This window comes from Duganella sp. S19_KUP01_CR8 (genome assembly GCF_036688705.1).
Lineage (GTDB): Bacteria > Pseudomonadota > Gammaproteobacteria > Burkholderiales > Burkholderiaceae_D > Rugamonas.
In genome coordinates, this window is record NZ_JAQQPR010000004.1 from 227,297 (window position 1) to 240,514 (window position 13,218).

The following is a 13,218-nucleotide window of genomic DNA, read 5'->3' on the forward strand; positions in this document are numbered from 1 at the left end:
GGCTTGATCACCGTGCGCGCAGCCCGGCCGGGCGATATCCCCGCGATGGAAGCGTTGATCGCCCGTTCGGGCATCGAGCTGAGCGACGGCTTCTACACCCAGGAACAGGCCGTGGCGATCACCCGCCATGTGTTCGGCGTCGATACGCAGCTGGTCGCCGATCACACCTATTTTTTGATTGAAAAGCATGGGGAGCTGGTGGCCTGCGGCGGCTGGAGCAAGCGCAGCACGCTGTTCGGCGCCGATCGCACCAAGCAAGGCGCCGATCCGCTGCTCGATCCGGCCACGGAAGCGGCGCGCATCCGCGCCTTCTTCGTCGAGCCGTCGGCGGCCCGCCAGGGGCTGGGCCGGCTGCTGCTGAGCCATTGCAGCGACGCGGCCGCCGCCGCCGGTTTCCACACGCTGGAACTGGCCGCCACCATGCCGGGCGTGCCGCTCTACCTGGCCTGCGGCTTTACGGTGGTGGAACGGTTTGAGATTACGCTGCCGGGCGACATCAAGGTGCCGCTGGCAAAAATGCAGAAAAGTATCAAGGCCTAGCGCCGGCCGGCGTCAGCCGCCGGCGCCATCAACCGACTTAAGCCGATTTCTTGCGGCGAGCCATGAAGCCCAGCAGGCCCAGGCCAGCCAGCAGCATGCCGTAGGTGGTAGGCTCAGGTACCGGCGGCGTCACGGCGCCGAAGCCGTCCAGATAGGCATAGCCGGTGTGGCCGGTCGGCTGGCAGTCGGAAGCCAGCAGCGACAGCGTGAAGCTGTGGCCGGACAGCGACTGGTCGATGCTCAGTTGCTCGACTTGCCAGCTTGGGGTGTAGAACAGGTTGCCTTCTTTGGAGAAGCGGCTGTCCACGCCCGAACCGGTGTAACCGGCGTTGTAGCTGCGGCTGATCAGCAACTGGCCGGTGGTGTCGTCGGTCAGGGTCAGTTTCATCAGCGCCGATTCATATTCCTGGTGGCCGCCGTTTTCCAGCACGGCTTTCCAGGCGAAGTAGATGTTCGCGTCGGTGTAGTTGCTGACTTTCTGGCTGATCGCGGTGGCATAGCCGCCGCTGGTCGTGTCTTCAGCGCGATACGAATAGTTGCCGCTGTACACGGTCGAACCCAGCAGCGCCCCCAGGTTAGGATCGACATAGCTGCTGTTGACCACGGCGCCACGGCTGCCGTTGTCACCGTTCAGGCTGCCACCAGGCAGGAATTGCGAAGGCTGCATGCTGTTGTCGACGCCGGCGCGATAGCCGCCGCCGGTGGTCCAGCCGCCCGTGGTGCCGGCCTCGAAACCGCCATTGTAGAAGCCATCCGCGTGCGCCATGCCCGTCAGACCCACCATTGCCACGACACCCGCCAATAATTGCAATTTCATCAAACTCGCTCCTTTAGTTAATAGTGTTTAAAAAACAAGCGAGATTATATTGCATTTAAGTCATTCCTAATTAATAATTTTTAACCGGATACATGAATTATTTTCATGGTTTGCGCAAGGCATGGGCGGCGAAGTGCAACAATTCCTCGCGCGCCATCGACGGCCTGGCCACATCACCCAGCACCGAACGCAGCGCCTGCCCTTCGACCAGGTCGAGCAGCAGGCACGCGGTTTCCCCGGGGTGGGCAGAGCGGCGCAGCCTGCCGCTGGCGGCGCCGGCCTCCAGCACGGCGCCCAAGGCCCGCAGCAAACCCTGGCGATTGCCTGCGAACGTGGCCGCGATCGAGGGATTGCGCACCGCCTCGGCCACCAACTCCAGCGTCATCAGCGCGTTCTCGGGCCGCGCCGCGTAGTCGAGATAAGCCTCCAGGAAACCCATCAAGGCCGCCATCGGATCGGCCGCCGCCTGCAAATGGGCGACAAACGGCAGCAGCTCGTCCGCCTCCAGCGCAGCGATCTCGGCCAGCACCGCATCCTTGCCGGCGAAATGGTTATACAGGTTGCCCAGGCTGATACCGGCCTCGGCCGCGATGTCGCGCACGCCGGTCTGGTGATAACCCTTGCGCAGGAAGCAGGCGCAGGCCGCCTCCACGATCAATTGCTTTCTTGACTCTGTCATAAGGACCTCATACCATGAACGAACGTTCGTTCATCATACTTCAAACCCGATGAGGAAACCATATGCAACATCAGAAACAACGACTTGAAGGACTGGACCTGGCCCGATTTCTTGCCTTTGTCGGCATGGTGATCGTCAACTTTCGCATGGCGATGGGCATCAAGGATGGCGACAGCCTGTTGGCGGTGCTCACCGGCGCGCTGGAGGGCCGGGCCGCCGCCTGCTTTGTGGTGCTGGCCGGCATAGGCCTGGGCATCGCCGCCGCCCGCAATGACCACGCGCAGACCGTCACAGTCACCCTGCGCCGCGCCGTCTTCCTGCTGGTGCTGGGTTTGTGCAATATGCTGCTGTTCGAGGCTGACATCCTGCACTACTACGCCTTCTACTTCCTGTTCGGCGCATTGCTGCTGAGCTTGTCATGGCAGGCGCTGGCGGCCTGCATCGTCGCCCTGGACCTGCTGTTCGTCGGACTGGTGCTGACGCAGAACTACAGCGCCGGCTGGGATTGGCGCACCTACACCTACAGCGGCTTCTGGACGCCGTCCGGCTTCGGCCGCAACCTGCTGTTCAACGGCTGGCATCCGGTGTTGCCGTGGCTGGGTTTTCTGCTGCTGGGGATGTTGCTGGGACGGCTGCCGTTGGCGCAGCGCGCGGTCCAGCACCGGCTGATCTGCTGGGGCACCGCAATCCTGCTGACGGCGGAAGGCGCCAGCCTGCTGCTGCGCGCCGCCCTGCCCGAGTTGTCCGAACTGTTGACGACCAAGCCGATACCGCCGATGCCTTTATATATGCTGGCCAGTTCCGGCGGCGCCGTGCTGGTGATCGGCCTGTGCCTGCGCAGCGCCGCCTGGCTGCAGCGCAAGCGCGTGCTGCAGCTGGCCATACCGGCGGGCCGCCAGACGCTGACGCTGTACATCGCGCACGTGTTGCTTGGAATGGGAGCGTTGGAAGCCCTGGGCCTGCTCAGCGGCCAGGGCGTGGCGACGGCGGTGACGGCCGCGCTGTTGTTCTGCGTGGCCGCCAGCGCCTATGCCTGGTGGTGGTCGCGCCATTTCCAGCGCGGCCCGGTCGAAGCGCTGATGCGCAAGCTGGCCGGCTGAAGCCTTAGCCGACGATGCGCAAGGAGTAATCCGTTGCGCGCACATCCTTGGTCAGGCTGCCGATCGAAATACGGTCCACGCCGGTCTCGGCGATGGCGCGCACGGTATCGAAGTTGATGCCGCCGGAAGCTTCCAGCAAGGCGCGGCCGGCGTTGAGCCGCACCGCATCGCGCATCATGTCGAGGCTGAAGTTATCCAGCAGGATCGAGCTGGCGTCGGCCGCCAGCGCCTCCTCCAGTTCGGCGATGCTTTCCACTTCCACCTGGATCGACACGCCCTTCTCCAACCGCTTGGCCGCCAGCACCGCAGCGGTGATGCCGCCGGCCGCCGCGATATGGTTTTCCTTGATCAGGATACCGTCGTACAGCGCCAGGCGCTGGTTCTGGCCGCCGCCCACGCGCACCGCGTACTTCTGCGCCAGGCGCAGGCCCGGCATGGTCTTGCGGGTATCGAGGATGGCCGCGCGGGTGCCGGCGATGACGTCGACATACTTGCGGGTGGCGGTCGCCACGCCCGACAGCAGCTGCAGGAAATTCAGCGAAGCGCGTTCCGCCGTCAGCAGCGCGCGCGCCGGGCCTTGAATCGTGCAGACCAGGCTGTCGGCCTTCATCAGATCGCCTTCGGCATATTGCCAGTCGATCTCGATGCCAGCCTGCATGCAGTTCATGATGCCTTCGAACCAGGGCGCGCCGCACAGCACCGCGTCCTCGCGCACGATCACGCGCGCGGTGGCGCGGCCGCCGTCCGGCACCAGCAGGCCGGTCAGGTCGCCGCTGCCCACGTCTTCCAGCAGGGCCGCCAGCATATTGCCTTCAAAGGCGGTCTTCAACGCATCGTCGAAAGGTGCAAAGGTGTTGACTAAGGTACTCATGCCGGACCGATTCCCGAAAACAGTTTAGCTTCTTTTGCCAGGTCAGCGCCCGGCTGCACCTTGGCCTTCTTGGCCGCCGCGAAATCGAGCATGCGGTTGATGGAGGTCACCGCCTGCTTGCCGATTTCCGGATCGACGTGGATCTCGTGGTCGGTGTTGTTGTCCATGTTTTCCAGCACGTCGGCCAGGTTTTGCAGGCCGTTCATCGCCATCCACGGGCAATGCGCGCAGCTCTTGCAGCTGGCGCTGTTGCCGGCGGTCGGCGCTTCGATGAAGCGCTTGCCCGGCGCGGCGGCGCGCATCTTGTGCAGGATGCCGTTGTCGGTGGCGACGATGAAGGTATCGGCGTCCAATTCGACGGCGGCGTTGATGATTTGCGTGGTCGAGCCGACCACGTCCGCCAGCGCCACCACATTGGCCGGCGATTCAGGGTGCACCAGCACCTTGGCGTTCGGATATTCGGCCTTCAGCAGATCGAGCTCGATGCCCTTGAACTCGTCGTGCACCAGGCAGGAGCCCTGCCACAACAGCATGTCGGCGCCGGTCTGCTTCTGGATGTAGGAGCCCAGGTGCTTGTCCGGCGCCCACAGGATTTTCTTGCCCTGCTCGTGCAGGTGCTTGACGATGTCCAGGCCGATCGACGAGGTCACCATCCAGTCGGCGCGCGCCTTGACGGCGGCGCTGGTGTTGGCGTACACCACCACGGTGCGGTCCGGATGGGCGTCGCAGAAGGCGGTGAATTCATCGACCGGGCAGCCCAGGTCCAGCGAGCAGGTCGCGTCCAGGTCCGGCATCAGGATGCGTTTTTCCGGGCTGAGGATCTTGGCGGTCTCGCCCATGAAGCGCACGCCGGCCACCACCAGCGTCTTGGCCGGGTGGTCGCGGCCGAAGCGCGCCATCTCCAGCGAATCGGAGACGCAGCCGCCGGTTTCTTCGGCCAGGTCTTGCAGATCGGCGTCAACGTAATAGTGGGAAACGAGCACGGCCTGCTTTTCTTTCAGCAGGCGCTTGATGCGCTCCTTGAGTTCAACGCGTTGTTCAGGCGATGGAGTCGCTGGCGTGCGCGCCCAGGCGTGGGCGGTGCAGCTGGCTCCGTCTTGTGGATGCTCGTACTCGACGGATTTGATGTCTATGGTTTGCATGGTGTTCGGTGACGTGATGCGAAGAACTACACTATCGCACATTGCAAAAAACCTTGCCGACGCCGCGTCATTCCCGCGCACGCGGGAATCCATAGAACGCCGGCCAGGATGCTCAGTATGGGTTCCCGCTTGCGCGGGAACGACCGCTTATCAGTCGATGCCCTGGCTGGTCAGGTAGTCCTCGTAGTTGCCGCGGAAATCGACGATCTCGTTTTCCTTGATCTCGATGATGCGGTTGGCCAGCGACGACACGAATTCGCGGTCGTGCGAGACGAAGATCAGCGTGCCGGCATATTTTTCCAGCGCGATGTTCAGCGACTCGATCGACTCCATGTCCATGTGGTTGGTCGGTTCATCGAGCAGCAGCACGTTGTGGCGGCCCAGCATCAGCTTGCCGTACATCATGCGGCCCTTCTCGCCGCCGGACAGCACCTTGACCGATTTCTTCACCTCGTCGCCGCCGAACAGCAGGCGGCCCAGGATCGAGCGCACGGCCTGGTCGTCGTCGCCTTCCTGGGTCCAGTCGCCCATCCAGTCGGTCAGCGTGATGTCCTTGGCGAACTCTTCGGTCGGATCCTGCGGCATGTAGCCGACGTTGGCGTTCTCGGCCCACTTGACCATGCCGTGATCGGCGTGCAGGTGAGCGATGTCGTCGCCGCCGATGCAACGCAGCAGCGTGGTCTTGCCGGCGCCGTTGGCGCCGATGATGGCGATGCGTTCGCCCGCTTCAACCATGATGCTGAAGTTGTTGAACAGCTGGCGATCGTATTTCTTCGCGATCGAATCGACCTCGACGGCCAAACGGTGCAGCTTCTTCTCGCCGTCGAAACGCACGAACGGATAGGCGCGCGACGATGGCTTGATGTCGTCGACCTTGATCTTCTCGATCTGCTTGGCACGCGAGGTGGCCTGGCGTGCCTTGGACTTGTTGGCGGCGAAGCGGCGCACGAAGTCCTGCAGTTCGGCGACCTTGTCCTTGGCCTTGGCGTTGTTGGCCAGTTGCTGGTTGCGCGCCTGGGTCGAGGCGAACATGTACTCGTCGTAATTGCCCGGGTAGATCTTCAGCGTGCCGTAGTCCATGTCGGCCACGTGGGTGCAGACCTGGTTCAGGAAGTGGCGATCGTGGGAAATGATGATCATGGTGGAGTTGCGGTCGTTCAGCACGTCCTCCAGCCAGCGGATCGTATTGATATCCAGGTTGTTGGTCGGTTCGTCGAGCAGCAGGATGTCCGGATTCGAGAACAGTGCCTGCGCCAGCAGCACGCGCAGCTTCCAGCCCGGCGACACATTGCTCATCGGACCCTTGTGCAGGTCGATGGCCACGCCGGCGCCCAGCAGCAGTTCGCCCGCGCGCGATTCGGCGGTGTAGCCGTCGTACTCGGAGACTTTGCCTTCCAGCTCGGCGGCCTTCATGTAGTCGTCGTCGGTGGCTTCCGGGTTGGCGTAGATCGCATCGCGTTCCTGCATCGCCGCCCACATTTCGGTGTGGCCCATCATCACCACGTCCAGCACGCGCATTTCTTCATAGGCGAACTGGTCCTGGCGCAGCTTGCCCAGGCGCTCGTTCGTATCCAGCATCACGTTGCCGCCCGACGGATCCAGATCGCCGCCCAGGATTTTCATGAAGGTGGACTTGCCGCAACCGTTGGCGCCGATCAGGCCATAGCGGTTGCCATCGCCGAATTTGACGGAAATATTTTCGAACAGCGGCTTGGCGCCGAATTGCATGGTGATGTTTGCTGTGGATAGCACGGATAAGGCCCTTAATGCATGGATTTGATTAACCGGGCATTTTACCACTAGCCGGGCCAGGCTGGGAAACGCAGTGCACCGGACGCCAGGATTGCCGCCAGAGCGGAAAGTTCGCCCCACACTGCTGAGGCAACTCAAGCGTGCGGTGTTGGCAAATATCTAAAATTTATCGGCCTCTCGCCTGAATAACGTCAAGAGACAAAAACATGATATTTAGGGAGGGTGTGACGATGGTCTTCAGCTTGCGCGCGGTGCCGCTGGTGTTTTTCATGGTCAGCACCGCCATCATGGCCGAGCAGACAGCGATGACCACGGCGGGCCAATTCTGGGTCGATACGATGGGGCGCGCTAACTACAAGGTCCCGATACAAATTCCTCCCGGCACTGCCGGACTGGCGCCGGCCATCGCAATCAGCTACAGCAGTCATAACGTAAACGGCATGGTCGGCATCGGTGGCGCCATCACCGGCGTATCCACCATCTTCCGCTGCCCCAAGACCAAGGCGCAGGATGGCCAGCAGTCCTCCATGAACTTTTCCGGCAACGACGCATTTTGCCTGAACGGCAGCAGACTGGTGCCGGTCGATGGCACTGTGGACGGTGAATCCTATGCCGAATACCGGACGGAACGAACCGACTTTACCAAGGTGATCTCTTATGGATCGCGCCACCCCTGCGTCAGGAATGCGGACACCGGGGCCACCTCCTGCGGAACCGATCCCGGCTGGTTCAAGGCCTGGACCAAGGACGGTCAAATCCTGGAATTCGGCAATACCGGCGATTCCCGCATCGCTATGCAAAACCTCCCTTTGGGACGGGTGTGGGCACTCAACAAGATGCTGGACGTCAGCGGAAATTATTACACGATCAGCTATACCAAGGACGCCAGCGACGGCGACTTCTACGTCCGGCGCATTGACTACAGCGGTAACAGCGCCACCGGCAAGCCAGCGGACAATTTCATCCAGTTTGTGTACGAAGCTCGCCCCGATCCAGTGATCGTCCACACCTCGCTATCCAAAATCGAAACCAAGCTCCGGTTGCAGCGCGTAGCGACCTTTGCCGGCGCGGCTCCGGTGAGGGAATATCGTCTTGCCTACGCCGTCAGCCCCCAAAGCGCCCGTTCCGTGCTGAAGAGCGTTACGGAATGCGAAATGCAAGGCGGGACATGCATGCCGCCGACCTCTTTCGACTGGGAGTTCCAGGCTGCCGGGCTCAGCACGCAACGCTGGGAGACCCGGGCCGGCGCATATTCGGAAGCACAGCAATGGTTCGTGGCCGACGTTGACGGCGACGGCAAAACCGACTTCATCAACGTATCCGACGATGTCAATCACACGTTGAGTGTCGACGTCCATCTCAGCAGCGGCAACGGCTACACGATGCAACGCTGGGCCACCCAGATCGGCGCCGACCGCGAAAATGTCAAGCTGTTCGCGGCAGATCTCAACGGCGACGGCAAAGCCGACCTGCTGCGGCTTACGCGCGTGGGGAACAGCATCTACGCCGAGTCGCTACTGAGCACCGGACACAGTTTTTCGGCTCCGGCCGGTAGCGACTGGCTTACCGACAGCGACGCGAAGCGGTTGTGGTTTGTCGCCGACATCGATGGCGACGGACGTCAGGACATCGCCAGCGTCGGCACCGACTCCGCGCCGAGTCATCTGGGCGTGGCATTTTCCAGAGATGGCGCGACCGCCGGCAGCGTTGCGTTCGGGGCGCTGGTTGGTCGCGACGTCCCCCAGGGCGCAGCCGCCGAAGCCCGGCACTGGTTCGTGGCAGACGTCAACGGCGATGGCCGCGCCGACTTTGTCTGCGTGCGCAACGACAACGGCAGCGCGACGACCGATGTTTTTCTCAGCAATGGCACGACTCTGACCCCGGCCATAACCTGGGAGACCCGGGGCGGCGGTTTCTGGAGTACGCAAAAGTGGATGCTGGCCGACGTCACCGGCGATGGCCGCCCCGACCTGATCAATGTTTTCGCCGAAGACGGATTGACCACCGTCGACGTGCACGTCAATGTCGGTGGCGGCTTTCGCCTCAATCGCTGGCAAACCAAGACCGGCGCCTTCGTCGATACGCAAAAATGGCTGGTGGCCGACCTGAACGGCGACGGCCGTGCCGATCTGGTCAGTATCCGCGACGATGACGGCCTGGCCACCATCGACGTGCAGAAAAGCAGCGGCACCGCATTTCAGTGGCAGAACTGGGAAACCCGCAGCGGCGGCTACCAGGACACGCAACGCTGGTTCGTCGCCGACAGCATGGGCCAGGCCAGCCCACATCTGGTCCATGTGTTCAACGATAACGACAGCGTCTCCATCGACGCACACCTGTCCAACCGCGTGGGCGACCGCCTGACCAATATCATCACCGGTCTGGGCGCAGTCTACGTCATCAACTATAGTCCCCTGACCGACGGCGCCGTGCACGCGGCCGACGCCGACGCCATCTACCCGCTGATGGACGTGCGCTGGCCTTTGTACGTGGTGTCCGCGCTGACCGCGCCGGACTGGGTGGTCGGCACGCGCATTACCAAGTATCGCTACGGCGGCCTGAAAGCCGAACTGAACGGACGCGGCCTGCTGGGTTTCCGATGGATACAGTCGAACGATCTCGGCAGCGGGGTCGCCGTAAGAACCGACTACCAGCTCGACTGGCCATACACCGGCAGCGTCAATCAGGTCACTACCTCGATCGTCGGCGGCGGCAACGACGGCCTGTTGAAGCGGCAGCGCAACACTCACGGCTGTGTCCTGCTGGGCGCACATGCGGCAACCAGCTGCAAGCCGGTGGCCGGTGGCGTCTATTTTATCTACGACAGCGACAATGTCAGCGAGAGCTGGGACGGGAATGGCGTCGAGCTGAAGACCATCACCAGAACCACCCAATACGACAACTGGGGTAATCCCACCCTGCTCCGTCAAAGCGACGCGGGTGGCTCGGTACTGCAGGTCAGCACCAACTACCTGAACGACACCGACCGCTGGATCATAGGCCGCCCGACGCAGCGCGCCACCGCGAGCCGCACCACGGTCTACCAGTACGACACCGCCACCGGGCTGCTGCTCAAGGAAATCGTCGAGCCGGGCAACGCCACGTTGCGTGCGGAAACGGCCTACGCCTATGACGCGTTCGGCAACATCACGACCACCACACTGTCCTCGCCGGCGGCCACCAAGACCGTCGGCGTAACGTATGACAGCCGGGGCCGCTTCCCCGTCGCGACCAGCAACGCCCTGGGCCAGCGTGCCAGCATGATGATCGAGGGGCGCTATGGCAACGTCACCTCGATGACCGACGAGAATGGTCTAAGTTACAGTTGGCAATATGACGGTTTCGGCCGCCGGCGCCGGGTCATCCGGTCGGACGGCGCCCAGAACGACTGGGACTATCTGTACTGCGTCGGCGTGGCGGAAGGCACAGCCAGTTGCCCACCCGACGCAAAGTACCTGATCCAGCAACGCGCGCTGGCGGCCGATGGCACCACCGCAAACGGCCCGTGGATCAAGCATTATTTCAACCTGCTGGACCGGGAAATCGCCACTGAAACAGCCATTTTCTCCGGGACGGGCGGACGGGAATGAGCAGCTGACATTTCAGCGCGGCCAGGTGCGCTCACGCGTCGTCGATGGCCCTATTACTCCGCCACTGGTATTTCATGAAATTGTCACATTTCACACAACCACCGACACATTTGACATCGATCAAGGAGCGCATTTCATGGCGTTTTAGCATCATGTCTCCACACCAATAACCGTAAGGGGAACTTAATGAAGAAAGCAGTTATCGCCGCGGCAGCCGCCGTCGCCTGTTTCGCCAGCACCGCCGCCAACGCCGACACCTATGCCCGCGCGTACAATGAAATCACCAACCTGGTTATCACGTCCAACAACGGCGCCGGCGCCGGCCTGTCGGTCAATAGCTCCTTCGCCACCGCATGCCTGCCCAACAGCAATTGCGTATCGAGCGGCGGCGCCGGCGTGACCGACAGCGCGCCTGCCCAACTGGGCTGGGCTGGCTATGTCAACAACAGCTATGCCAGCAATGCGGCATCCGGCACCTCGTTCGCCGTGGCCGATGCCTCCATCGACCAACTGCAATTGAATGGCGCCCCGTTCACCCGCGCCCGCAACTTCGCCGAAGGCAAACTGATCGGCAACGGCACGGCCAACGCGGTCGCCGGCAACTCGTCCTCGACCCTGCTGACCACCACCGTCGTTGCCGGCGCCGGCGACAAGCTGAGCTTCCACTTCGACGCCCTGCCCTACATCCAGGCTTACCTGAGCGGCAATGCGATCGCGCCGTCGCAAGCGCAGGGATCGATCGGCCTGAACTTCAACCTGATCGACAACTCCGGCAACATCGTATTCAACTGGGCGCCGGACGGCATCGCCGGCGGTATCCAGGGCGGCACCGAAACGGCCGACGCCTTCACGCTCAACACCTCGTTGACCGCGCTGAACGGCAACGGCGGCCCGCTGACTTTCGCACCGACCAGCTGCACCGTCGGCGGCGCAGGTTGCTTCAGCGCCTCGACCAACGCACTGGCGGCCGGCGTCTACACGTTGAACCTGACGATGCATGAAAACGTCTCGCTGCAATCGGCCGTGCCCGAGGCCGATACCTACGCCATGCTGCTGGCCGGCCTTGGCATCTTGGGCGTGGTAGCACGCCGCCGCAACAGCTAAGCGCGGCGCGCTCCTGGTCCGCCCACGTCGCCGCCTTGCGGCGCGTGGGGGATTTACCACGACAAAATATCATATTGGACATTAAGTCATCATTGAGATTATTATGGCAACTCTTTTGCAATAATAATACCAAGGGATGTCATTAATGAAGAAATTAGCAATCGCCGTAATCCTGGCCGCCAGCACCCTGTCGGCACAAGCCGCCACCGAACTGGTTGTCAACGGAAATTTCGAAACCGGCACCTTCGCCGGCTGGACCAAGTCGGGAAATACGTCCCTGTCGGACATCATTTCCAACACCGTCACCTCCAACCACACCTATGTTTGGCGCAGCGGCGCGACCGGTTCGCCGGCCTACATCAGCCAGAGCCTGGCGACTTCGGCGGGTTCGACCTATACGCTGAGCTTTGATGTGTTCAATTCCGCCACCAGCAACACCAGCTTTGAAGCCGATTTCAACGGCGCCAAGATCTATGGCTTCTCAAATGAAGTGCGCAACTGGACCCACGTCACGCTGAGCGGACTCGTGGCCACCAGCGCGGCGACCGAACTCAAATTTGGTGCGCGCAACGATCCGAGCTTCCTCCGCCTGGACAACGTCAGCGTGACCGTGTCGGCCGTGCCTGAGCCGGAAACCTACGCCATGCTGATGGCGGGCCTGGGCTTGGTGGGCTTCGCCGCCCGCCGCCGTCAGCGTCCTAACGTCGGATAATCGCTGATCGTCAGATCGAACCCGCGTTCGGTCGACACCAGATGCGCCATGCCGCCGTAAGGCAGCGTGGCGCGTTCTTTTATGTGGCCGAATGGCAGGCCGGTCAGCACCGGCATCGGCAGACGTTCGCGCAGGTAAGCCAGCATGGTCTCAAAATCATAGCCGTTGTCGAAGGCGCTGAGCTTGTAGCCGGAGAAGTCGCCCAGCACCAGCGCCCGCTGGCCTTCCAGCGCGCCGGCGTACAGCAGTTGCAGCACCATGCGCTCGACCCGGTAAGGATGCTCGCTGATATCTTCCAGGAACAGAATGCCGTCCGGCTGGGACGAGAAATACGGCGTGCCCAGCAGGCTGACCATCATCGCCAGGTTGCCGCCCCACAGCTTGCCGCTGACATCGACCAGCGGATTGTCCGAGCCGCCCTCCGCCACCGCCCCGCGCACCGCGTGCACCGGACCCCGCAGGCAATCCCAGAACTGCCGCATGGTGTAGTCGACCGGCGTCTCGCGGATAAAATCGTCGCACATCATCGGGCCGCCGAAGCTGATGCGGCCGGTCTGCTTCATCAACGCCATCTGGAACGCCGTGAAATCGCTGTAGCCGACGAACAGTTTGCCACTGTCCGCCATCGCCCGAAAATCAATCGACGGCAGCAAACGGCTCATGCCATAAGAGCCGCGCAGCGCGATCACCACCTGCACATCGGGATCGGCGGCGGCCGCGCTCAGCTGCGCCAGGCGACCGGCGTCGGTGCCGGCGAAGCGCTGGAATTTTTTATCGTCGTCGTAATAGTTGTGAACCAGATGACCTTGCTGACGCAAGCGTTCGATGCCGTTTTGCAGTGCTGCGTGATCCGGCGCGTAGCCGCCCGTGGCCGCGATCGCGATGCCGATAGTGGATGTGCTCAAAGTGTC

Annotated in this window: 11 protein-coding genes; 5 read left to right on the forward strand and 6 right to left on the reverse strand. The window is 62.4% G+C overall.

The window, feature by feature from the left end:
- The first annotated feature begins 3 nt into the window (after window positions 1–3).
- Window positions 4–540 carry a GNAT family N-acetyltransferase gene (locus tag V6M89_RS06080; protein WP_332852361.1) on the forward strand — a complete coding sequence of 179 codons (537 nt, stop codon included), beginning with the start codon at window positions 4–6 and terminating at the stop codon, window positions 538–540.
- Window positions 541–577: 37 nt separating this feature from the next.
- On the opposite strand, the gene V6M89_RS06085 is transcribed toward V6M89_RS06080, so the two are convergent.
- Together V6M89_RS06085 and V6M89_RS06090 are read right to left on the reverse strand one after the other, a co-directional pair.
- Complete coding sequence (locus tag V6M89_RS06085) at window positions 578–1,357, reverse strand: PEP-CTERM sorting domain-containing protein (protein WP_332852362.1); 780 nt, start codon at window positions 1,355–1,357, stop codon at window positions 578–580.
- A gap of 103 nt (window positions 1,358–1,460) precedes the next feature.
- Window positions 1,461–2,036 (reverse strand): TetR/AcrR family transcriptional regulator, encoded by a 576-nt coding sequence (locus V6M89_RS06090; protein WP_332852363.1) that lies wholly within the window; start codon window positions 2,034–2,036, stop codon window positions 1,461–1,463.
- Between the two features lie 62 nt (window positions 2,037–2,098).
- On the opposite strand from V6M89_RS06090, the gene V6M89_RS06095 reads away from it, so the two are divergent.
- A complete protein-coding gene (locus V6M89_RS06095) occupies window positions 2,099–3,136 on the forward strand; it encodes a DUF418 domain-containing protein (protein WP_332852364.1) in 1,038 nt (345 codons plus the stop codon).
- 4 nt (window positions 3,137–3,140) lie between these two features.
- On the opposite strand, the gene nadC is transcribed toward V6M89_RS06095, so the two are convergent.
- From nadC to V6M89_RS06110, 3 genes are all read right to left on the reverse strand, one after another.
- The gene (gene nadC, locus V6M89_RS06100) at window positions 3,141–4,007 is read right to left on the reverse strand and encodes a carboxylating nicotinate-nucleotide diphosphorylase (protein ID WP_332852365.1); all 867 of its coding nucleotides are present in this window, start codon (window positions 4,005–4,007) and stop codon (window positions 3,141–3,143) included.
- The gene (gene nadA, locus V6M89_RS06105; RefSeq protein WP_332852366.1) at window positions 4,004–5,149 is read right to left on the reverse strand and encodes a quinolinate synthase NadA; all 1,146 of its coding nucleotides are present in this window, start codon (window positions 5,147–5,149) and stop codon (window positions 4,004–4,006) included. The genes nadC and nadA overlap by 4 nt, the downstream gene beginning before the upstream one ends.
- A 150-nt stretch (window positions 5,150–5,299) precedes the next feature.
- Window positions 5,300–6,901 carry an ABC-F family ATPase gene (locus tag V6M89_RS06110; RefSeq protein ID WP_116989193.1) on the reverse strand — a complete coding sequence of 534 codons (1,602 nt, stop codon included), beginning with the start codon at window positions 6,899–6,901 and terminating at the stop codon, window positions 5,300–5,302.
- A 230-nt stretch (window positions 6,902–7,131) separates the two neighbouring features.
- Between V6M89_RS06110 and V6M89_RS06115 the strand changes: the two genes are divergently transcribed.
- The 3 genes from V6M89_RS06115 to V6M89_RS06125 all read left to right on the forward strand — a co-directional run bounded on the left by V6M89_RS06115 (window position 7,132) and on the right by V6M89_RS06125 (window position 12,307).
- A complete protein-coding gene (locus tag V6M89_RS06115; RefSeq protein ID WP_332852367.1) occupies window positions 7,132–10,491 on the forward strand; it encodes an FG-GAP-like repeat-containing protein in 3,360 nt (1,119 codons plus the stop codon).
- 186 nt (window positions 10,492–10,677) lie between these two features.
- Window positions 10,678–11,595 (forward strand): EDSAP-1 family PEP-CTERM protein, encoded by a 918-nt coding sequence (locus tag V6M89_RS06120; RefSeq protein ID WP_332852368.1) that lies wholly within the window; start codon window positions 10,678–10,680, stop codon window positions 11,593–11,595.
- Window positions 11,596–11,740: 145 nt separating this feature from the next.
- On the forward strand, window positions 11,741–12,307 hold the full coding sequence (locus V6M89_RS06125; protein WP_332852369.1) for a PEP-CTERM sorting domain-containing protein: 567 nt from the start codon (window positions 11,741–11,743) through the stop codon (window positions 12,305–12,307).
- Here V6M89_RS06125 and ldcA read toward each other — a convergent pair.
- On the reverse strand, window positions 12,286–13,212 hold the full coding sequence (ldcA, locus tag V6M89_RS06130) for a muramoyltetrapeptide carboxypeptidase (protein ID WP_332852370.1): 927 nt from the start codon (window positions 13,210–13,212) through the stop codon (window positions 12,286–12,288). The genes V6M89_RS06125 and ldcA overlap by 22 nt on opposite strands.
- Window positions 13,213–13,218 lie beyond the last annotated feature (6 nt).